This window comes from uncultured Mobiluncus sp. (assembly GCF_947254095.1).
Classification (GTDB): Bacteria; Actinomycetota; Actinomycetes; order Actinomycetales; family Actinomycetaceae; genus Mobiluncus.
The window spans coordinates 1-19,470 of the sequence record NZ_CAMYBV010000018.1; the positions used below are offsets into that span (position 1 = coordinate 1).

Annotated in this window: 22 protein-coding genes, 1 tRNA gene and 1 pseudogene; 8 read left to right on the plus strand and 16 right to left on the minus strand. The window is 54.7% G+C overall.

Annotated elements, in window-relative coordinates; genetic code table 11:
• Nucleotides 1–514 (minus strand): annotated as a pseudogene (locus tag Q0X47_RS06815) (tRNA 2-thiouridine(34) synthase MnmA); the annotation flags it as partial.
• Nucleotides 515–614: 100 nt separating this feature from the next.
• On the opposite strand from Q0X47_RS06815, the gene Q0X47_RS06820 reads away from it, so the two are divergent.
• The 8 genes from Q0X47_RS06820 (at nt 615) to Q0X47_RS06855 (ending at nt 7,740) form a co-directional block, all read left to right on the plus strand.
• Nucleotides 615–1,754 (plus strand): site-specific integrase, encoded by a 1,140-nt coding sequence (locus Q0X47_RS06820; RefSeq protein WP_297724182.1) that lies wholly within the window; start codon nt 615–617, stop codon nt 1,752–1,754.
• Between the two features lie 306 nt (nt 1,755–2,060).
• Nucleotides 2,061–2,387 carry a hypothetical protein gene (locus Q0X47_RS06825; RefSeq protein ID WP_297724184.1) on the plus strand — a complete coding sequence of 109 codons (327 nt, stop codon included), beginning with the start codon at nt 2,061–2,063 and terminating at the stop codon, nt 2,385–2,387.
• 92 nt (nt 2,388–2,479) lie between these two features.
• Nucleotides 2,480–3,685, plus strand: coding sequence for a pyridoxal phosphate-dependent aminotransferase (locus Q0X47_RS06830; RefSeq protein ID WP_297724186.1), 1,206 nt, complete (start codon nt 2,480–2,482; stop codon nt 3,683–3,685).
• 159 nt (nt 3,686–3,844) lie between these two features.
• Nucleotides 3,845–3,920: transfer RNA gene (locus Q0X47_RS06835), tRNA-Trp, on the plus strand.
• 38 nt (nt 3,921–3,958) lie between these two features.
• Nucleotides 3,959–5,215, plus strand: a complete 1,257-nt coding sequence (locus tag Q0X47_RS06840; RefSeq protein ID WP_297724188.1) for a CapA family protein — start codon at nt 3,959–3,961, stop codon at nt 5,213–5,215.
• 188 nt (nt 5,216–5,403) lie between these two features.
• Nucleotides 5,404–5,664, plus strand: a complete 261-nt coding sequence (gene secE / locus Q0X47_RS06845) for a preprotein translocase subunit SecE (protein WP_297724190.1) — start codon at nt 5,404–5,406, stop codon at nt 5,662–5,664.
• Between the two features lie 47 nt (nt 5,665–5,711).
• A complete protein-coding gene (gene nusG, locus Q0X47_RS06850; RefSeq protein ID WP_297724192.1) occupies nt 5,712–6,554 on the plus strand; it encodes a transcription termination/antitermination protein NusG in 843 nt (280 codons plus the stop codon).
• A 391-nt stretch (nt 6,555–6,945) separates the two neighbouring features.
• Nucleotides 6,946–7,740: a tyrosine-type recombinase/integrase gene (locus Q0X47_RS06855; RefSeq protein WP_297724194.1), complete on the plus strand. Its 795-nt coding sequence runs from the start codon at nt 6,946–6,948 to the stop codon at nt 7,738–7,740.
• Here the strand turns inward: Q0X47_RS06855 and Q0X47_RS06860 are convergent.
• The 15 genes from Q0X47_RS06860 to Q0X47_RS06930 are packed head-to-tail and all read right to left on the minus strand — an operon-like array spanning nt 7,737 to nt 19,328.
• Nucleotides 7,737–8,009, minus strand: coding sequence for a flagellar motor protein (locus tag Q0X47_RS06860; RefSeq protein ID WP_297724196.1), 273 nt, complete (start codon nt 8,007–8,009; stop codon nt 7,737–7,739). The genes Q0X47_RS06855 and Q0X47_RS06860 overlap by 4 nt on opposite strands.
• On the minus strand, nt 8,009–8,239 hold the full coding sequence (locus Q0X47_RS06865) for a hypothetical protein (protein ID WP_297724198.1): 231 nt from the start codon (nt 8,237–8,239) through the stop codon (nt 8,009–8,011). The genes Q0X47_RS06860 and Q0X47_RS06865 overlap by 1 nt, the downstream gene beginning before the upstream one ends.
• Before the next feature lie 14 nt (nt 8,240–8,253).
• Nucleotides 8,254–9,078 (minus strand): CHAP domain-containing protein, encoded by an 825-nt coding sequence (locus Q0X47_RS06870; protein ID WP_297724200.1) that lies wholly within the window; start codon nt 9,076–9,078, stop codon nt 8,254–8,256.
• Nucleotides 9,079–9,080: 2 nt separating this feature from the next.
• Nucleotides 9,081–9,761 (minus strand): hypothetical protein, encoded by a 681-nt coding sequence (locus Q0X47_RS06875; protein ID WP_297724202.1) that lies wholly within the window; start codon nt 9,759–9,761, stop codon nt 9,081–9,083.
• A gap of 3 nt (nt 9,762–9,764) precedes the next feature.
• The gene (locus tag Q0X47_RS06880) at nt 9,765–10,178 is read right to left on the minus strand and encodes a hypothetical protein (protein ID WP_297724204.1); all 414 of its coding nucleotides are present in this window, start codon (nt 10,176–10,178) and stop codon (nt 9,765–9,767) included.
• The gene (locus Q0X47_RS06885) at nt 10,159–10,380 is read right to left on the minus strand and encodes a hypothetical protein (protein ID WP_297724206.1); all 222 of its coding nucleotides are present in this window, start codon (nt 10,378–10,380) and stop codon (nt 10,159–10,161) included. The genes Q0X47_RS06880 and Q0X47_RS06885 overlap by 20 nt, the downstream gene beginning before the upstream one ends.
• On the minus strand, nt 10,373–12,274 hold the full coding sequence (locus Q0X47_RS06890; protein ID WP_297724208.1) for a hypothetical protein: 1,902 nt from the start codon (nt 12,272–12,274) through the stop codon (nt 10,373–10,375). Before Q0X47_RS06890 ends, Q0X47_RS06885 begins: the two co-directional genes overlap by 8 nt.
• Nucleotides 12,271–14,619, minus strand: a complete 2,349-nt coding sequence (locus Q0X47_RS06895; RefSeq protein ID WP_297724210.1) for a hypothetical protein — start codon at nt 14,617–14,619, stop codon at nt 12,271–12,273. Before Q0X47_RS06895 ends, Q0X47_RS06890 begins: the two co-directional genes overlap by 4 nt.
• 51 nt (nt 14,620–14,670) lie before the next feature.
• Nucleotides 14,671–15,057, minus strand: coding sequence for a hypothetical protein (locus Q0X47_RS06900; RefSeq protein WP_297724212.1), 387 nt, complete (start codon nt 15,055–15,057; stop codon nt 14,671–14,673).
• 3 nt (nt 15,058–15,060) lie between these two features.
• Complete coding sequence (locus Q0X47_RS06905) at nt 15,061–15,459, minus strand: HK97-gp10 family putative phage morphogenesis protein (protein WP_297724214.1); 399 nt, start codon at nt 15,457–15,459, stop codon at nt 15,061–15,063.
• Complete coding sequence (locus Q0X47_RS06910; protein ID WP_297724216.1) at nt 15,459–15,968, minus strand: hypothetical protein; 510 nt, start codon at nt 15,966–15,968, stop codon at nt 15,459–15,461. Before Q0X47_RS06910 ends, Q0X47_RS06905 begins: the two co-directional genes overlap by 1 nt.
• Nucleotides 15,958–16,338, minus strand: coding sequence for a hypothetical protein (locus Q0X47_RS06915; protein ID WP_297724258.1), 381 nt, complete (start codon nt 16,336–16,338; stop codon nt 15,958–15,960). Before Q0X47_RS06915 ends, Q0X47_RS06910 begins: the two co-directional genes overlap by 11 nt.
• A complete protein-coding gene (locus Q0X47_RS06920) occupies nt 16,338–16,676 on the minus strand; it encodes a hypothetical protein (RefSeq protein WP_297724218.1) in 339 nt (112 codons plus the stop codon). Before Q0X47_RS06920 ends, Q0X47_RS06915 begins: the two co-directional genes overlap by 1 nt.
• Complete coding sequence (locus Q0X47_RS06925) at nt 16,676–18,247, minus strand: HK97 family phage prohead protease (protein ID WP_297724220.1); 1,572 nt, start codon at nt 18,245–18,247, stop codon at nt 16,676–16,678. Before Q0X47_RS06925 ends, Q0X47_RS06920 begins: the two co-directional genes overlap by 1 nt.
• Complete coding sequence (locus Q0X47_RS06930) at nt 18,240–19,328, minus strand: phage portal protein (RefSeq protein WP_297724222.1); 1,089 nt, start codon at nt 19,326–19,328, stop codon at nt 18,240–18,242. Before Q0X47_RS06930 ends, Q0X47_RS06925 begins: the two co-directional genes overlap by 8 nt.
• Nucleotides 19,329–19,470 lie beyond the last annotated feature (142 nt).

Here is a 19,470-nt window from a genome sequence, read left to right on the forward strand (position 1 = left end):
AAACGTAACTTTGGTCCTTGCCCATCGCCGACCCGCGCAGCAGGGCAAAGTCCGGAAACACGCCGTCCGCACCGGTCTGGGGAACACTCGACGGAATCAACCCCGCCTGGCCGGGACGCCAGAGTCGGGCATAGTGGCCGGTCGCGACATAATCGAAACCCTCCCGCAGGGCGCGTTCGATGACGTAACCGAACTTGATGAAACGGTTGCAATGCACGCAGGGGTTCGGGGTCAAACCGTCGCGATAAGCCTGTACAAACGAATCCATCACGACCCGGTTGAAACGCTCGGCCAAGTCCCACACCTGCAGTTCTACCCCCAAGAAATCCGCGACCCGATGCGCGTCAGCCAGGGCGTCCACCGGATTGGCGGAGGTGACAGGCCGCGACCACGGACGGGAGGGGGATTCCAACTGCATAAAGAACCCCGAAACCTCGTGACCGGCCGCTTGCAAGCGGGCGGTCGCCACGGCCGAATCCACCCCGCCGGATAATCCCACTAATATTTTCGCCAAGTTACTCCTCCTCAGTGACCTCACATTCTACCGTTTCCCATTGAGCTGGCTCTCGCCGGCCCCGACACCTCGGGAAGATACCTATCTGAAAGGGAAAACCATGGAAAATCTGTTACATACCGACCCGTGCGCCGACTTCGAACCGCACACTTTCGCTGATTTTGGCCGGATTTGGTTGGAAAGCCGGGTCGATCTCAAGCCGACCACCCGGGCTTGTTACCGTTCGATGCTGAATACGGTCAACCTGGAATTTGGGGGTCAGCCCCCGAAACAGGTCAGCTATCTGCAGGTGGTTTCCTGGGTCGCGAAGCTCGCTGAGCAGGGCGTTAGTCCCACCGGCGTGCGTCAGGCCTATCAAATCGTGGGGCAGGTGCTGGCGTTGGCTAACCGTTTGGGGGCCATCGAGAGCAACGCGGCGGCCGGGGTGCCGCTGCCGACGGTGTGCCGGGTCGGACGTCACCGCTATTTGACTGTGCTGCAGCTGGAATCCCTGGCGTTAGAGATTGGGTGGTGGCGTTTGACCCGCGAACCGTCGGGGGTCATTTTTCCCGGTGTTTCGGGGCAAATGTTTTTGCGCAAGAAGGGTCGTGGCGGGTATCTGACTCGGCGCAAGACCCGGGCGGGGGCGATTGACGTGGGGTTTGCTTCGCTGCCTCGGTCGCGCGGTGGGCAGAGCCCCGCGCTGGGCGGTAACCGGTTGGAGATTTTGGTGCGTTTGCTGGGGTACACCGGGTTGCGTATCGGAGAAGCCCTGGCGTTGACTCCCGCTGCGGTTGACCTGGAACGCCGCGTGATCCGGATTGAACGCGCGGTGTCGGAGGTGTCGGGGCGCCAAGTGTTCGGCACTCCCAAGAACGGTCGCACCAGAGTCGTGCCGATACCGGATTTCTTGCGTCGCGACTTGCGGGTGTTGACCCGGGCGGCGTGTGGAGGTGACGAATTCCTGTTTGCGACGAAACACGGCACCCCGCTGCGGGCGTCCAATCTGCGCCTACACTTCGACATGGCGGCGTTGGCGGTCGGACAGGGTGGGCTGCACATTCACGACCTGCGCCACACAGCCGCCACTTTGGCCGTCTCGGCCGGAGCGAACGTGAAAGCGGTGCAACGAATGCTGGGGCATTCCTCGGCTTCACTGACCCTCGATGTCTATGCCGATTTGTTTGAACCAGATTTGGGCGATGTCGCCGGGGCGCTGAGCCGAATGCGGCAAACGACCCTGCGCCGAGCCGCCGCCTAGCGCGAATGAGTTATACACACGGCCTGTGGAAAAAATGTGGATTGCGGGATTCTCAACAGAAAAGTGCAGGTAAAGTCCAGGTTAATAAAAGGGTGGAAAAATGGCGTGATATCAGGAAAAAATTAGCGAAAGCCCAGTTCAGAGTGGTGACGGTGGCGAGGTATTTGTTAATACAAACAGATTCACAATTTCCCCGATAAACTCCGCAAAACTGTCCCCAGCGCTTGTGGATAACCTGTGGAAACCGTGCGAACGGGGACGGACTTTCGTCCCGTTCCCGTTCGCCGGTTTTGATAGGCTGGATTCATGAGCGAAATTTTGGCGGGAACCAGCGGACTGCCCGACGATCAGCCGGCGACCGGCGAGCCTGACGAAACCACTGCCTGCAGCCCGGAGTGCCGGCCCCACAGCACTCGTGAAGAGTACAACCGTGTCGTCTTTCTGGCGCGGGTGGTGCTGGGGTTCACGGTGGTGGCGGCGGTGACGCTGACAGTCATTGCCCTTACGGCGCACCGGGACTATCCCTCCATCGTGGTCAGCATCGTGATGGTGGCGGCGGCTGTGTTCTATTACGTCAGGACGACCCGCGCGGTGAAGCGGGATTTCGATAGTCGCCCTGAACTGCAGAAATAGGGGTTTTTCGCGGCCGCGGCCGACCTCGGATCAACCGGCCGGTTCGGACGAAAATGGTGCACCGCCCTTGTGAAAAGTGCAAGAATGGGGGCATGAGTAAAAATCGTGTTTCTGCGCGCCTTGCCGCCATTGCCCCGTCCGCGACCCTCGCCGTCGATAGTAAAGCTAAAGAACTGAAAGCTGCCGGAAAGCCGGTCATCGGTTTCGGTGCTGGTGAGCCGGATTTCCCGACCCCCGATTACATCGTGGAAGCCGCCGTGGCGGCCTGTAAAGACCCCGCCAACCACCATTACACCCAAGGCAAAGGGATGCTGGTCACTCGCGAAGCCATCGCTGCCAAGACCTTGCGCGACTCCGGCTACGAAATCGACCCGAACAACGTCATTGTCACCAACGGTGGGAAACAATCCGTGTTTCAGTCTTTTGCCGCCACCGTTGACCCCGGCGACGAAGTGCTGCTGCCCGCGCCCTACTGGACCACCTATCCCGAGGCGATTCGCCTAGCTGGCGGCACTCCGGTGGAAGTTTTCGCCGGTGCTGACCAGGACTACAAAGTCACGCCCGAGGACCTGGAGGCGAAACGCACGGAGCGGACCAAAGTCCTGCTGATGTGCTCGCCGTCCAACCCGACCGGCACGGTTTACACCCCCGAGGAACTGACCGCTATCGGCCAGTGGGCTGTGGAAAAGGGTGTGTGGGTCATCAGCGATGAAATCTATGAACACCTGCTCTATGACGATGCTAAGCCCGCCCACATTCTGAAACTGGTTCCGGAACTGGCGGACACCTGCGTCATTGTCAACGGCGTGGCGAAGTCCTACGCCATGACCGGGTGGCGTCTGGGCTGGATGCACGGCCCGACCGACATCATCAAGGCCGCCACGAACCTCCAATCCCACCTGACCTCTAACGTGTGCAACATTGCCCAGCGGGCCGCCATCGCGGCGTTGAACGGTCCGTTGGACGCGGTGGAACAGATGCGTCAAGCCTTTGACAAGCGTCGTCAGACCATCGTGCGGATGCTGCGCGAAATTGACGGCTTGCAGGTACCCGTGCCGCGCGGTGCGTTCTATGTGTATCCCGATGTCACGGGGTTGTTTGGGCGTAGCTTGGACGGGGAGCGCATCGAGTCCTCCTCCCAGCTGGCGGCCATGATTTTGGACAAGGCCGAGGTCGCGGTCGTTCCCGGTGAAGCCTTCGGTCCCAGCGGGTTCATCCGTATGTCCTACGCCCTGTCCGACGCTGACCTGGTCGAAGGGGTGGGCCGGGTACAGGATTTGCTGGCAAAAGTGAAGTAGATTTTCAGATTTCATCGGGGGCGGCGTGTGGGTGCGTTGCCCCCGCTGAGATTTATGTGTCCGCGGCGCCATGGGCGCGCTTGAAAGTTAGGGCGGCTTTGCTTTATCATTGAGGACGCTGCGTTTTTCGCTTCTGCCCGGCGGGGCGAGCGCAAAACTAGGGAAGTGGCGCAATTGGTAGCGCAACGGTCTCCAAAACCGTAGGTTGCAGGTTCGAGTCCTGTCTTCCCTGCCACTTGGCTCAAACAGTTTCCAATGTTTTCGGGAGTGCCAGTGTACCGAAGCCGACCCAGTACCGCCCTGTTCCTGCTGATGTTCCTGGCGGGGATTGTCGCGCTAGTCGCTGCCGCGGCGGGTCTCAGAACGGTTAGCCAAAACCCCACGCCGGCCTCAGCGACCCAGGCCGCGACCCGCTCTGTTGCGTCAGCTGCGCCAACCACCCTGACCGTGGCGATGACCGGGGACATTTTGAGCCACAGCTGGGTCACGGCCGCGTCTCGAGAGGCGGACGGACAGTATCACTTAGAGAAACTGCTGGCAGAGGTGAAACCCTACCTGGAACGTGCCGACCTGGCCTTGTGCCATCAAGAAATTCCCTACGGAAAACCCGGGCAAGCCCCCCACGGCTACCCGGTTTTCAACGCCCCGATGGATTGGGCGAACGGCCTGGTTCAGGTCGGTTATGACGGCTGTTCCACGGCGTCAAACCACAGTTGGGACCAGGAAACCGAGGGCATTACCCACACTTTGGAAGTGCTGCAAAACGCCGGGCTGGGAACCGCCGGGACCCGCGCGAATGCCGAGCAAACCCCTTGGCAAATGTATGAAATCCGTAAGGGAGGCCGCACCGTACACGTGGCGCACCTGTCGTTTACTTACGGGCTGAATTTTGAATCCGTGCCGGAAGTGGATCGCCACCCTTACCTGGTGGAAATCAACGATGTGGAGCAAATCATCGACTACGCCCGGCAAGCACGTCAGGCCGGGGCCGACATTGTGATTGTCAGCCCTCACGGCGGCAGCGAATATGTTTATGAACCCCAGCCCCAACAGCGGCAATGGGCGCAGGCGTTGGCGCAATCCGGGGTCGTTGACGCCTATGTTGGCCACCACGCCCACGTTCCCCAGCCGATTACGCTCACACCCGGGGGAGTGAACGGCGCCGGCATGTGGACGTATTTCGGTACCGGAAACCTGCTGACCAGCCAAAACCCCGAGATGGGAATCGGCACTCAGATTGAGTCGATCGCGTGGCTGAGCTTTGACATCTCCGGGCCGGCGAAACACCCGCGGGTCACTCTCAGCAACGCCGCGTGGGTGCCGGTAGTGCTGGACCGCAGCCGACTTCACGCGGTTCCCGTCCACGATTTCGATGACGGAACCATCCCGCCCGGCTCGCGTCTCGATGCCGCTACCGTCCAGCGCTACCATGAGGAACTGGTGAAAGTGATGGGAACTGAGGCGACAGAACTGCAGTCCCCGCCTCCGGCCCCGGCTGAGCCTGCTGTCGTGACGGTTTTGCCGCGTTAGACGCCGGGCCGGTCTCGGACAGCTCCGTACACGGGCCTCGCAAGAGCGACGTACCAGCCGCGTACCAACCCCGCACGATTGGCTTTAGGTACGGTTTTCTACTATGATTTGACACATCCCCCCGTTAATTTGTTTAGGGTGAAGTGTGCCCGCGGCGGGGAAAGAATTGCCTATAGGAGGAACAGATAATGGCAGAAACCGAAGGTGCCATTCAGCCGGTGAAGAAAGCCGAGCCGACCCCTAGCGCTGATCAGAAACTTGGTTTTTTTGCGCGTATCATGCAGTTTTTCCGCCAAGTCGTGGATGAGATGAAAAAGGTCGTCTATCCCACCAGCGAAGAACTGTGGCGCTACTTCTTGGTCGTGATTGTTTTCGTGGCAATCATCATGACCGCGGTCGGATTGATGGATCTGGGCTTCGGAGCCTTCACCGACCTCATCTTTAGCTAGACCCGTTTGGTCTTTTCAACACCATTGCCCCACGAGGAATATCAGTAATGTCAGACGAAAACGAATTGCAAGAAAACGCTGTTGTGGCTGAGGAAACCCAGCCGGAACCGAACCAGGCCGCCGAGTCCGGCCAACCCGCCGAGGACGCTTCTGCGGCTGAACAGAACCTAGAGGAAGTCCCCGCCAACGTGAACCCCGAAACTGGTGAAATCATCGAGGACACCGGGAAAACCGAGGACGCCGCGGAAACCGAAACGGAGGAACTTGACCCGAAGCAGGCCCTCGAAGTCGAGCTGCGCGCTTTGCCGGGCCGGTGGTACGTGGTACACACGTACTCTTCCTACGAAAAGCGCGTGAAACAGAACATCGAACAGCGCGTGGCGAATAATCCCGGCATGGAAGATTACGTCTACCAGGTCGAGATTCCGATGGAAGAACATGTCGAAGTCAAGGCCAAGAGCCGCAAGGTGGTGCAGCGTCCGCGCATTCCCGGCTACGTTTTGGTGCGCATGGACATGGATGAGAACTCGTGGCGTCTGGTGAAAGACACCCCGGCCGTGACCGGTTTTGTGGGCAACCAGCAAGATCCGTTGCCGTTGACGTTGGCGGAAGTGGTCAATATGCTGGCCCCGACCGCCAAGGAGGCCGCGAAAGTGGCGGTGGAAGACGGTCAGGTCGAGATTTCACAAGCGACGCAGCGGACTGCTCCGGTGGCGACCGATTTCGAGGTGGGCCAGTCGGTCACTATTACGTCCGGTCCGTTCGAGACACTTTCCGCGACCATTGCCGAGGTCAACGCCGAAACTCAGAAGCTGACCGTGTTGGTCACTATCTTCGAGCGCGAGACCCCGGTGGAGTTGAACTTCAACCAGGTCACCAAAATCGACTGATTTTTGAGGCTTGACGGCGGGCGCGGGACTTCCATCCTGCGCCCGCCGGGGTTTTTAGGGCTTGTTTGGAAGCAGGGCTGGGTCATCTCATCAGCAGCCACAGTTAAACTTGGCTTATCGTCCAGCTGGCGATGCGGAACTGAACTCTCAAAGGTGGAGAGGAAGGCTTGCTGATTGCGCAGGGAATCCACGAGGGGGCGCGAGGGTGTGGAGGACGCGCTTAGTCTCTGATTTTGCGCGCGATTGAACGGGATAAAATACCGGAAACTAACGAGAGAAATTGTTGAAATCGCAATGTTCTGAGTGGTACACCACCAGGGACTCGAACCCTGAACCCACTGATTACGGATTTACTCAGTTCAAGGTAGTTTTAGCCGCGTAGTCTCGGACTATGAAATCAAACGATTGGACTACCTGCATTAACGCCTATCTACTGTCTCTGAAAGCGTCTGGAAGATCAAGCGGAACAATCGGCCTCCATCGACATTATTTAGCAAGACTACGCACGATTTCCCCATGCCCCGCCCTAGTCACACAAGCCCGACTAGAGCAATGGCTTGCTAACCATGATTGGAAAGCTGAGACCCGCCGTAGCGCGCAAGCGGTAGCCAAGGGGTTCTTTTCCTACCTCGAAAACTGCGAGGTATTAGCGAAAAATCCGGCAAAGCTATTAGCCCCTATTCACGTACCTGACGGGATACCCCGCCCCGCAACCGAAACACAAGTCAAACGCGCCCTTTCCGAGGCTGACCACCGTACCGCCTTAATGATTAAATTTGCGGCGCTTTGCGGTTTGCGGTCATGTGAAATAGCCACAATAGCGGGTAGAGACTGGAACGGCGAGGTATTGCGCGTCATGGGCAAAGGTGGCAGAGTTCGGGTTATTCCGGTGCAGGATTCCACGCTGATTTACAGCTTAGAGAGCTGTCCAGGTTGGCTATTCCCCGGGCGCATTGACGGGCATCTATCCGCTAAGTGGGTGCAAAAACTGCTTAGCCGCGCCATGCCCCGCGGCGTAACCGGCCATATGCTACGCCACCGGTTCGGAACTGTCGCGTACCGCGCAACCCACGATTTACTAGCGGTAGGGGCTGTAATGGGTCATGTAAAGACTGACACCACTAAGCGTTATATTAAGCTTGATTTGGATCCGCTGACACGGGCGGTACAGGCCGCCCAGATTTAGCGTTGGATTTTTTCGAGTTCTTTCCATAGGCGGGCGTGGGTGTCGCGGGCGTCTGTCATGAGGCTTTGTAGGTCGTCGTGTAGTTCTCCTTGACGGTGTCCGAGGCTTTTTATCCGGTCGTCCATTATGTTCACGATGTCGCGCATTGATGAGCCGTGATTTGGTTTCATTTCTTTCGAGGCTGAGCGGGCGTATATGGCGGCGATGATGGCGGCGATACCGCTGAGGATTGCGCCGATGCCTTGTAGGTCGGTGAGCCAGGTGGGCATTATTTCGCCTCCTTGGGTTGCCTGGTGGGTCGGTAGGCTAGGGCTGTGCTGGTTGCGAGGATTGCACCGGCTAGGGCGATCCATAGGGGCGCGGTTTGGTCGCTGATTACACCGTAGGCGCTTAGTAGCGGGATTAGCGCGGTTGCGATTCCGTAGAGCCAGGACCGCACGGGCGGCGGGATAAGTTCTGTAAGGGTTTCAGTTTCGGGGGTTTCTTCGTGGTTTCCCATGGGGTTGTTCCTTTCTAGTGGTTGTTTAGCCAGGTTTGCCAGGCCGTCATTGTTTGTGTTCCGGCGTAGCCGTCTGCTGGCACGCCTAAGAATTGTTGGGTTTTCGTGACTGTTTCGCGCCCGAAGTATCCGTCTGGAACCGCTCCTACATGCTTTTGCCATGCTCTTATACAGGTTGAGCCTTTCGCGCCGTGGGCGACCCATTCCCAACCGGATCCCGCGTTAGGCAAGTACGGTTTGTTCACGGCGGGTTGCGAGGAAATGACCCCATCAGCAGGAGTTCCTAGCCTGGTTTGCAGGGCGCGGATTGATTCGGGGCCAAAATATCCGTCTATGGCTATTATTTTGCGGGTTTGCGCTACGGGCGGGGCGCTGTCGTAGCGTGGCCGAAACACATTACAAACGACATTGAAAGAGCGGGTGCGTCTGCCTACCCCGCCCGATTTCCACGCGACTGTAGTGTTTCCCTCGATAGTCTGCAAGGCATTTCCGAGGTTGCGTTCCACGATTCCAACATGGTCGGAAACTCCGCCGTCCCAGTCGAAAAACACGATGTCCCCCGGTTGGGCGTTGCGTTTATTGACTTCCAGGCCGAGCTTTTTCATTGCCTTTATACCGGTAGGGCAATAGGCAAAGTCGCCGCCGGGTGGGAGTGCCCCGCATTGGCGGAATACCCACGTTATGAACATAGCGCAGTAGGGGACGCCGCTGGTGCCGTAATAGTTGCCATGCCGGCCGGCATAGTCACGCCCGTACTTGGTTCCAGGTTGCGGGTCGGTCCAACGGCTGTAGCCGATTTCAGCGGTGGCGGTCTTGATGATGTCTTTTTGGTTCAGCATGGTTAGATGTCCTTTTCAAGAATGAAAATAGGAGGTTTCTTCGGGTCAATCGGGTTTCCATCGCTCCAAATAAGTTGGCGCATGGTTGGTTCATTAGGTACTGATGACACGTATAAATTGGCAACTTTATCTAGCATATTGCTGTTCGGATATCGTTTATTAGCCAACTTGACATTGACAATATATCCGTAACCTGAACCGGTATAAACTTTATCATACCCTTCCGAACCGCTCATGGTAGTAGAAAAGTTATCTTTTATAGCACGTAAAGGCAAGCGGATGGATGAAAACAATCTACCATCATAACTAGGAATCAATACTGAAACCATTTTATAACTTGCATAAGCATATGTTATAACGGCAACATCACTAAAACTTATCGGGACGCTGTCCTTTTTTACAAGGTTTTCAAATGCCCTACGTTCCTGGGTTGCCTCGCCACCGGGGCTGTTTGCGGCGGTTTGCAAAACAGTTCCGGGGATTGCTTCAATGCTTGTTGTCCAACCTGGAAAATTAATGGCGGTTCCATTTACCACTTGCGCTCTGGCTTCACAATCAGCGATGCTACTAACATAGCCGCCTAGCTTGGTTTGCTCTGCCGTCAAGTCCATAGCACCTGAACCATTAACAAGGAATTGATTTATCTGTTCAGCGGTCAAAATTTGCCCATCAGTAAAAATCATTATTTACCCCTTAATCCGAAAATACACATCTGTTTTAAAAGGCCAATCGTTTACAATGGAATTTGTGGCGGGTATCTTAAGTTTGTTTCCACTTATAATGGTATTTGTGTTGTTAACTGTATAGCCAGGCGTGACGGCTACATATACAATTTCAATTGCATCATCAAAAATGGCCGTCCAATCTCTCAAAGAGGGTTTGGATCCCCGGTTATAGTCGTCAAAGCTGAACCGGTAAAGTTTGGCTTTGTCTTTCACGCTTGGCAAGGTTGATTGGGCGGCTTCAATCCGGGCAATCAGCGCTTGGAACTGTTCCACTATCGCGGTTGCCCCGGCATCGGGTGTGTCATCGTTCACAAGGTATTGGTTGACATCTTGGGCGGTCAACAGTTCCCCGGGTCTAAATTGCTTCGTAGTCATAAACGGGCCTTCCTCCCTTGGTGAAAATTTCGGTTGCGTTGATGGCATGGTTTAGATCAGCCATCTTGGTTTCGATTTGTTCATAAATCGGCGCCAACTGTGTTTCCAACGCGGCTTTCTTTTTCGCGTCATTATTGACCAAGTAGTTATTGATGGCTTCGGCGGTCAGAATGTCGCCGGGCTTGAAAACTGGTTTACTCATGGGCGGTTATCCTTTCTTTCGCTTCGGTTAGATACAGTCTTTGAAACCAGGTGAAGGGGGTTAGCTGGTTTTGGGTTGCGTAAACAAGGTGGTTTGTCTGTTTTTCTCGGAAAACAAGTTGGCAATAGTCGAAAAGGTCAAGGCGGGTTAACCGTTGATGATAGGTCATGGCATCGAACCTCACGGATGAAACTTGCAGGGCTGATTCTCCCGCCATTAATGGCCGCGCCAAATAGTAATCCGCCAACCGTTGCGCCCCGGTGTCGCTGGATGCAAAGGCTTTGACTGTTTTCCTCGATGTGCCATAGGCGGCAGCAATGTCCTTGTTGGTAGCGGTGAAAGTCTTGGTGTGATCACTCCAACCGTTTTCATCGCGGGTGGCAGTGTGATTTTCCACGGCAACTTCATTGAGTATTTCGGCGGAATCAAAGCCCGGTTCAAGGTCTACATAGTACATGGCACGCGGGTCGGTACTGTACCGGTCGGTAAAAAGTGGCGGGCCTTGGATTTCCGGCAAAGCAAAACCGGTTTGCGTGGTGAAATTCGAGATTAGCGCGTAATCAAGGCGGGATTGCCCAATAATAAATTGCTTATCTGTTGCCGGGTCAGCGGCGGCGGCCCCGATGTTGCCCGCGTCAAGCGGGGTTTGGCCGATAATAAACGGGTTTTCAACCTGGGCGGGTGGCTCATTTGTTGTGTCTTGAAAGTGCTGGGCACCATCGGGTGCGAGTTTCCCGCCGTCAAGCGGGGTTTTACCGATGATGAACCAAGGGATTTGGTGGAAAATTTCTACCTCATTGTTCGGATTGAAAATAACCTTGCCTTTATGGTCAACCCACCATGCCGCGCCAACGGTTGCGCAAGTCATGTCCAGGTATTCGGTCAAGGTGGCTTCAGTAACGCACGGGCCAAGACTGATGTCCAGGGCGGGCGCGATGTCCTCAATCTGATAATCCACGCCTTGCCCGTCCAAAAGCCGGGCGATTCGGGCGTTGAAAGATTCCGGGGCGTCAAGCCTTACCCCGTAACGCTTTTTGGCCGAAAGGATGCCCACGGCGTCCACAAACTCCAAGGTGGCAATATCATGTTCACCTTCGGTTTTGGCCGGTTCAAGTGAGAATGATTCCAGGGTGCCAGTAAACAGGATTTGGCGGGTCAACCGGTCATAGATTCGCGCTTTCAATCCGCGCCGAAGGTTGGCAAGGCGCGGGTCAAAGTCTTTGATTTTGATTTCGGCGGTGCCAACTTGCGCCACGGGCAACAGGGATGAACCCCCATTAGCGCCTTGCCGGAAAGCCAAGGATAAGCCCGGCCCCAAGATGTCTTTCCACACATATTCCGGGGTTGGCACCTCCAAAAAGTCCACGTCAAGGCGGGATTCACCGATGGTGAACCCGCCCGATGTGAGCGCGAAACCGCCAAGCGGGGCGGCGCCGATGTGCGATTTACCGATAATAAACCCAGGTCGGACTGTAGGGGTGAGCATATCAAAACCGATAAGGTCATAAGGGTAAGGTTTCGAGCGGTCGGGGAACCTTATTTGCAACTCAAACCCGATGACTTTGACCCGGGCGGCGCCTGTGATGGTAAGGATTGGGTCAACCGGCAAAGTGGATTCCAGGATGATTACCGCACCCCCTTCGGGGATGGCTTCGTGTTTTTCGGCAAAACTGATGGCGGGGGTTTCCCCTTCCTTGGCGGTGACATCAAGGGTGGCTTTCAGCCGGTTCACTACACCGGGGCGCAAGGGTGCAAGGTCAATCAGGATTCCGCCGGTTTCAACCGGTTCAACAATAATGTAGCCTTCAACGGTGGCGGCCCATGATGCCACGCCTTGCCATTCGGCCAAGGGCGGAAATGTCACATTGAGCCAGTCCATGTGTGTTGCCATCATGCGCCCCTCCCATTCGCTTCGGTGTAGCGTTCGAGCGCCTCAGCGACAACACGGCCTACTTCCATGGTGGGTGTGAGCGCGTTAACAGTGATGTGGATCTCAGGCTGGTGGTTTTTCTGCATGGAGTAAGACCCGCGCAAGGCTCCGAGCTCGAAACCGGGGGATTTGAACGTATTGCTTGAAATGTCGTTTGACAGGCTGTTTAACTGGTTTCGCAGGGTGACACGTTTTGATTCGATGCCGTTCATGAGGCCGTCCATGATGGCTTTGCCCGCCGGTTCGAGCAGCACCCGATCGTATTCGATTGGTCCCTTATGGCTGGCAATCCAACCGGCGAAACCGGATACTTTTTTCTTTACCGCTTCCCATCCTTTGGCAATTCCCCTCAGGAACCCGTCAAGCAGGGCTTTGCCCGGTCCAAGCAAGAGGTTGCCAAGGTTTCCTATGGCGGACCTGACGCGTCTTCCTAGACCGGATACCCATTTGACTGCATTATTAATACCTGTACGTATGGACTTGACTACAGCATTCCATGCGTCAGTTACTATCTTTTTAGCGGTATTCCAGGCTCCTTTGAAAAACGCTACAATCTTGCTCATTGTGGTTTTTACCAAGTTCCTCATAGTATTCATTACGCTGGTAAAAACTTGTTTCATGGTGTTCCATGCGGTAATAAAGAAGTTCTTGATGGCGTTCCATGTTTTTTCCCAGAACGCTTGGGTGGCTTTCATCCAATTCATGAAGAATTTTTTAATAGCATTCCAGACAGATATCGCGAAAGACTTGATAGCGTTCCAAACAGCCGTAAAGAGTGCCTTGATAGCGTTCCAGGTTTTTTTCCACAAGTTATTTAAGAAGTTTAAGAATACGCTGAAACCGGTTTTAAATAGATTCCAAGCTGTTGTTGCGAAGGCCTTTATTGCATTCCAGGTGACAGTGAAAACTGTTTGGATGATTGTCCAGACGGTCTTCCAATAGTTAACAATGAACGTCAAATAGCCTATGAAAATGGCCTTGATAATGTTCCAAACAGCAGTAAAGAAGTCTTTTATCGCGTTCCACACAGTGATGGTGGCAGATTTGATTGCGTTCCACGCGCCGATTAAGGTATCTCGGAAGGTTTTGCAGTTGTTCCAGGCATAGATAAACGCAGCCACCAGCGCGGCTATTGCTACTACTACAATCATGATTGGGTTAGCGCTCATGACCGCGTTGAGGATACCTTGAACTACTGAATAGGCCTTGGCCGCTATGGATGCGGCTTTTAGCCCCTTTGAAAATAGTGCTATACCGCCAGCAACCGCCGTGACTGCTGTGGCTATCGTGGCGAAAAGCGCGGGATGTCCAGCGATGATATTACCGAGGGCTTTCAATGCTGGGACCGCCACTGTAGATATTTGCTGTATTACAGGGGCGGTGGCTCTCCCAATCTGTACAACTATCGGGAACAGCGCGCTTAAGGTGGGGAATACGCTGGTAGCGAGAAAAGCGCCTACCTTTTCCAAGGCGGGACCTAGCTTTTTCCCAGAGGTTTCAGCCCAGCGGTCAAAAGCTGGCATAACCTTAGCATTTATAAAACTTGCTAGTTTATCCACCAGCGGGACTAACTGTTGTCCTAGCTTTTCCTTGACTTGGCTCCAAGCTACCTTCATTTTGTCGGTGCCGTTTGCTGTAGCGAGAGCTACGCCTCCTACCTGTTTCTCGATAGCAGATAGAACCAGGCCTTGTGCCTCGTGCATTTTGTTAGATTCGACAAGAGTTTTAATTTTGTCCTTTTCGGCTTGTGTGAAGGTCACACCCGACCTAGCGAGGGCGGTAATGCCTTTTATAGGGTCATTCAGGGCTTTACCGAGCTGAACCGCATTTTGTTCAGCTGTGCCAAAACCGGCTGCCCCCATGTCCACGGCAGCTTTTGTGGCGCGGTCAAAGTGGTCTCCGACTTTCCCGGCGGTAATGGCTAATTCTTTGAAGGACATTAGCTTTGCCTGGGTGAGTTTGATCTGGTTTTGGTCTACGCCCGTTTGCCTTGCTGTGACGTTAGCGAGTTTCACTAGCCTGTCAGTTACCTGTTGCGTCTGGTTGCCGAACAGCCCCATTGATTTAGCGACTTGCCCAATACGGGCGTTTGAGGTTCCGGCGGTTTCTCCTGATGTCACGAGGGTTTTAGTTAGGGCTACCGCGCCCGCTGTAGCCCCAAGCATGGCTACACCTAGCCCTTTGGCTACACCGGATATTTTTGAGAATTTGCTTTGGATTTGCCCGTGAAGTTTATCGATTTCTTTCCGAGCTTTTCCGGCGTTAGCCAAAATATCGAGTGTGATTTTAGGTCTGGAGTTCCCCGCCATTGTTTCACCTCTTTTCTGCTAATTTGATGATCTCGTTGCGTTCAGAAATAGTTAGCGAGTAATAGGTTTCGGGGCTAAATCCGAAGCTAGCGGCAAATCCTGCATAGTCTGCGTTATAGCCCCGCTGGATTCCCCCGCTGCCTCACTGTCTACTGGTGGCAAGCTGGCTACTATTGCTTCTACTACTTCAGAACGCCTAGCGATGTGCGTAGTCGGTTTCTCCAGCAGAGCAGCGATTTCTTCCATCGTCAGCTGTTCAATATCTTCTATCTTTGCTTCCGGGAAACCTCCGCGCTTAGCAAACACCAGGGCTAGCGCAATCATCATTCGAGTATCGACTTCTTCGTCTTCAGCAGCTGCCGTAATTTCACTAATTTTTCGACCAGCGTATTTTTCAATGGCAGCAATTTCGCCTATAGTCAAATTCTCAATATCCATGGCTTACTCCATTCCGTACTGTTTGAGTTTCTTCTTGATCTCTTTATTGAATACTTTTTGCGCATAAGGATATGCGGCGTTCTTAGCTTTAGTTACGAACCGTTGCGGGCGCTGATATTTTGTTCCATAGTTCACAAACGGCGCATAAAAATACTTTTTTGTACCGATTGATACACTCGCTTTTCGTGCACGCTTCAAGGTTTTTACTGTTCCCTTGAGGTGTCCCGTTCGTACTGGAACGCGTGCCTGTAATTCTCGCGCTCCATACTCAGCGATTTTACGGAGAGCGGGTTGCAGGTCTTCGAGCGAGCCAACAGCCTTTTTCATTTGGCTCATGGCTTTTCCAAGCCCGTGTACTGTGCAACCCGTCTCCGCTATCGAGGTACGGTTACCGTTACGCATTACTTACCCGTACTAGGGGAATTAGTACCGCTTCCGGCTGGCGTTGATTGCTTTCCGGCTTCCATGCCCGCGCCTTCAACGGCTCCTCCGGTGGTTACCTTGGTGGGTGTGGCGGTGCAAGGAATCTCTGTTTCGAAATCGTAGGCGCTAGAGCCAGCTCCACCGCCCAGGCCTTCACGGTTTTCGATTTTGACCTTACCGGTAAAATGCGGTTTCGCAGGGGAAGGTGTGGCGTTGCCATGTGGGGCATAGACATATTCGAGTTCTTCGCCCGTATGGTCCCAAATCCAAGACCAGAACGACGTTGGATCTGTGGATTGCACAGCGCTGATAGCGAAGTACCATTCTTGGCCTGCGTCTCCGTTAGCGGCATCAGCAAACGTGGTGGTTCCTTTGTCTGCTTTGCGGGTTTTCAGCTCGCATTTAGTGCAGTCAGCCCAATGGTCTTTGCCTCCAATTTTCAGGAGTAGACCGGTTCCATAGATACGGTCAGATGATTTATAACTCATTGTTGTTTTCCTTTCGGTAGTCAGTTGTTGCGGTTAGTTCGTAGGCTAAGAATTGTTGTCCGTCAGCCCCTTGGGCAATGAAGTGGCTCCCGGCTGATATTTCACAGGTATCTAACGTGGCTAAGAGCCTGGAAATCATGGCGTCGAGGTTATCTACTTCGATTTCGGTATCGCCCGCAGATGCAGCGATTACCACGATTTTGAAACCGATTTTGTACGTCGCGTAGGTATCTCCTGTTTCCACTATCGGGGCGGTGTCGATGATGATAGCGGGACCTTCGAGCCTGTCAGGCGGGAAGGAATACACCTGTGCGAACGGGAACCCTCCTTGAAGGGCTTCGCGTAGGTCTTTACGGGCTTTCGCTATCATCACGCCACCGCCATTTTCAGGAAAGGTGCGAGAGTAGCGCGGGCTTGTGCGAGCGGGTCGAGCCGTAGTCTTACGGTTTGCCCTCCGTCAAGGTCTGCGTAGGATTTCACACCGTTAGGGGCTGCTTTGCGTGCATAGAGATCGGCGGCAGTGTCCAACACCGCACGTTTCACGATAGCGGGCGGTGGTGGTGTGGTTTCCCTCGCGTCTACCACCAGGGTTGCCACGAGTGCCACGGCCTCATCGATGCACGCCTGTAGCGCCTGGGCGGTGGCAGTAGTACCTCCCAGGTGCTCGGATAGCTCCGACGGGCTAGGGGTTGGGATTTCAGCGCTCACTATCCGGCCAATCCAGTCACGGGTACCAGTGCTTCGGGCATTTCCGGGGCAAAAGCCGCGTAGAAATACACCGAGAAGTCTTTGCTTAGATTCAAGATGTTTTCATCTTGCAAACGAACCAAGGAAGATAGATAGCTACGGATTGCGAGGCTATTTTGGAATACGGCGCTGGCAGTTGTAGCGTCGGTGTCCAAAACTACGGGAATGTTGAGCAGTGCGCCTTTCAAGCCGGAAACGGTAACGGTTCCCAGGGTGTTTGCCCCGCCATCGTGCACAGTGAGTAGCGGTCGGCCGTCTTTGCCTTCCATCTTTGCTAAATGTTTGAATACCGTCTTGTCCACGATTAGGTTATCGATGGTCAAGCCTTGCTGCTCGAACATTAGCGCCGCTTCCACTACGGTGTCTACCCAATCGCCCCAGGCCATAGTGGCTAGGGATTTGCCGGTCAGTTTCTGGGTCGCCGCTTTCACGGTGGTGTCATAGGTCTCATGGAAAGACTGGCGGGCGGTTTGCCCGGCTGCAATCGCCATAGCCCGTAGGTGGTGGTCAAGGATACGAACATGGCCGCGTTCGATTTCTTGGCGGGATAGGGTGGTCGCGCCGCCGAAGGTCTCAATCTGGGCGGTTTTGGTTTCCACCTTGACGTTGCCCATGGCCAGGTTATCGCCTTCCTTGGCCTGTTTAGCAACCGTGACCGTATTGGTCTTGAGCTGCGCATATTCCAGGGTGAAGCCCTCGGAGGGAAGGTTCCCGGTTGCAAACAAGGAGCGGATTCCAGCGCCTTGGTCTACCAGGCGGGTCAGGTCTCCTACCCATTGCGGGGTCAGCACGGTATCGGCGCTGGTTCCACCGCTGTAGGCACGCTCATTAACACCTTTTAGGATTTCCAAATCGGCTTCGTTTCCGCTGATGGCAGATTTCAGGAAATCGGCGGCGCTACGCTGGTCTGGCGTGGCATTCGATGCCTCCCAGGGCGGCGTGGTTTTCAGGATTTCCACGGCGCGGGTCAGGTCTTCAACGTTAGCGCGAAGATCTCGCAGGTTATCGGTCTCCACGGGCACGGCCTGGGATTCTTTGGTTTCGTTGTGCATTGTTTCCTCTTTCTCTTGTTTTTGTCGGACTTTTTCTACAGTGGCGTTTTCATAAGCCGGAAAAGGCGTTAGGGACACTTCCATGACGAGCGCTTTCGTGATGGTTCGGTGGTAGCCGTCTTCTTTTTCGATTTCGTCGTATTCGAGGGCGTTGAAACCGATTGATAGGCCGGTGTACACCCCGGCGCGTGCGAGTTCTAGGGCTTCATCCCCGGCGGTAGTTTTCGCGACTTTCCCGCAGATTTCCCACCCTCGCTCAGTATCGCGCCCGGTCAGGATCCCAATAGGTTTGCGGTGTTCGGCAAGCAGTTTGCACCCGGCCTTTGGCACAGTGATAGCGCCGGGTGCTACACGTTCAAAGAATCCTGCCAAAATCTCAGTTTCATCATTGAACGGCACCCCGATGCCTGTTATTTCGCGGGCTTCGAGATTGGTAGCTCCCAGCGTGGCTGTACGGTATTCCAATTCTGTGTTAGACATTAGCGGGTTCACTTTCTGTTAGCGGTGGTAGTCCTTCGATGGCTCGGACTTCATTGGTGGTTAAGAATCCGGCGTTTATCCCGATTTGGTGCGCCTGGTATCGGCTCAGGGTGTCGGTGCGTAGCAGTGCGTCGAGATTGAAGCGGGCGGTTTGCCCGTGAGGCAGAATGTCCGTCAGAGCCGTCTCAATCTCGCGCAGATAGTCCATGAGTGTCCATTTCACGAACTGCAAATCTTCCTGCTGCGCGTTAGCATACGTTGTAGAGCTACCCTCTACAGGTGCGAGCATGAGCCGCGCTGGGATGCCGAACAGACGCGCGATTTGGGTCACATTGAAGTTTTGTGTTTCGAGAAATTGAATCTCCTCAGGTTTCAGCGAAAGCACCTGGAATTTCGTGCCTTTACCAAGTACCGCTATCCCCTTACCGATTCCCTGGGTGGCGTTCCATTCGTCACGGGTCTCTTTCGCCAAAGACGGTGAAATGGCTTGATCTGAGGTGAGGATACCCGTGGGTATCCCACCACCGTTTACCAGGCTAGAGGCATAGCCCGCGAGGTCTAACGCACCTGCTAGGCTCTGTCTCGCTGCCTGAATAGGGCCTAGTCCCTCGACTTGCCCCGCTACCGTCAGGAGCTTCAGGTGGCACATATCGCGCCGGGTGTAAAGCTTGCCTTGATAGGTATAATCAATGATTTTAGTTTGCGGGTCTTGCTTGGGCGTGACTTCCAGAGGCGGTAAAACATCCAAGGTCAGGATTTGTTCATTTGGTCCACGTGTAATAAGCCAGTAGGCATTTCCCCGTTGCGCTAGAGACGCGACTGTATCCACAATGAAACGGGACTGAGTGGAACCTATATTAGGGCGGCGAACGATAGAAGGCACGGGGTCGAGTAGGTCTTTACCCCGCCAGGCATCAATAGTGAGCTGCTTAGCGGCGGTTTCCAAGATAGAGAGCGCACGGTACACGGCTTCCAAGCCCATCGCGTTTCGCGGGGAAAGTCCTAGATATGCCTCGCGTGACGGCGGCAGCACAGCCGGGTTCACTACGGGCTTTTGTGTCGAACGCTTAAACAACCTCATGTTTTAAGTGTCCGAAGGTTAATTACCTTTCTCGTTTCTTCGGCGTGTCGTGGATGTGCTCACCGGGGCGACGCGGATCGCGCTGTCTTGCCAGACAAGAATATTTGTATGCGGCTATACGTGCGGTTTTACGCTCTGGGTG

What these genes read in the sequence shown, in the direction of transcription:
- Q0X47_RS06905 (WP_297724214.1), bottom strand. Translation starts at nt 15,459, where the DNA reads ATGCGTAACGGTAACCGTACCTCGATAGCGGAGACGGGTTGCACAGTA.
- Q0X47_RS06830 (WP_297724186.1), top strand. Translation starts at nt 2,480, where the DNA reads ATGAGTAAAAATCGTGTTTCTGCGCGCCTTGCCGCCATTGCCCCGTCC.
- Q0X47_RS06890 (WP_297724208.1), bottom strand. Translation starts at nt 12,274, where the DNA reads ATGATGGCAACACACATGGACTGGCTCAATGTGACATTTCCGCCCTTG.
- Q0X47_RS06915 (WP_297724258.1), bottom strand. Translation starts at nt 16,338, where the DNA reads ATGATAGCGAAAGCCCGTAAAGACCTACGCGAAGCCCTTCAAGGAGGG.
- secE (WP_297724190.1), top strand. Translation starts at nt 5,404, where the DNA reads ATGGCAGAAACCGAAGGTGCCATTCAGCCGGTGAAGAAAGCCGAGCCG.
- Q0X47_RS06875 (WP_297724202.1), bottom strand. Translation starts at nt 9,761, where the DNA reads ATGATTTTTACTGATGGGCAAATTTTGACCGCTGAACAGATAAATCAA.
- Q0X47_RS06910 (WP_297724216.1), bottom strand. Translation starts at nt 15,968, where the DNA reads ATGAGTTATAAATCATCTGACCGTATCTATGGAACCGGTCTACTCCTG.
- Q0X47_RS06925 (WP_297724220.1), bottom strand. Translation starts at nt 18,247, where the DNA reads ATGTCTAACACAGAATTGGAATACCGTACAGCCACGCTGGGAGCTACC.
- Q0X47_RS06820 (WP_297724182.1), top strand. Translation starts at nt 615, where the DNA reads ATGGAAAATCTGTTACATACCGACCCGTGCGCCGACTTCGAACCGCAC.
- Q0X47_RS06865 (WP_297724198.1), bottom strand. Translation starts at nt 8,239, where the DNA reads ATGGGAAACCACGAAGAAACCCCCGAAACTGAAACCCTTACAGAACTT.
- Q0X47_RS06895 (WP_297724210.1), bottom strand. Translation starts at nt 14,619, where the DNA reads ATGGCGGGGAACTCCAGACCTAAAATCACACTCGATATTTTGGCTAAC.
- Q0X47_RS06870 (WP_297724200.1), bottom strand. Translation starts at nt 9,078, where the DNA reads ATGCTGAACCAAAAAGACATCATCAAGACCGCCACCGCTGAAATCGGC.
- Q0X47_RS06855 (WP_297724194.1), top strand. Translation starts at nt 6,946, where the DNA reads ATGAAATCAAACGATTGGACTACCTGCATTAACGCCTATCTACTGTCT.
- Q0X47_RS06860 (WP_297724196.1), bottom strand. Translation starts at nt 8,009, where the DNA reads ATGCCCACCTGGCTCACCGACCTACAAGGCATCGGCGCAATCCTCAGC.
- Q0X47_RS06825 (WP_297724184.1), top strand. Translation starts at nt 2,061, where the DNA reads ATGAGCGAAATTTTGGCGGGAACCAGCGGACTGCCCGACGATCAGCCG.
- Q0X47_RS06930 (WP_297724222.1), bottom strand. Translation starts at nt 19,328, where the DNA reads ATGAGGTTGTTTAAGCGTTCGACACAAAAGCCCGTAGTGAACCCGGCT.
- nusG (WP_297724192.1), top strand. Translation starts at nt 5,712, where the DNA reads ATGTCAGACGAAAACGAATTGCAAGAAAACGCTGTTGTGGCTGAGGAA.
- Q0X47_RS06885 (WP_297724206.1), bottom strand. Translation starts at nt 10,380, where the DNA reads ATGAGTAAACCAGTTTTCAAGCCCGGCGACATTCTGACCGCCGAAGCC.
- Q0X47_RS06880 (WP_297724204.1), bottom strand. Translation starts at nt 10,178, where the DNA reads ATGACTACGAAGCAATTTAGACCCGGGGAACTGTTGACCGCCCAAGAT.
- Q0X47_RS06900 (WP_297724212.1), bottom strand. Translation starts at nt 15,057, where the DNA reads ATGGATATTGAGAATTTGACTATAGGCGAAATTGCTGCCATTGAAAAA.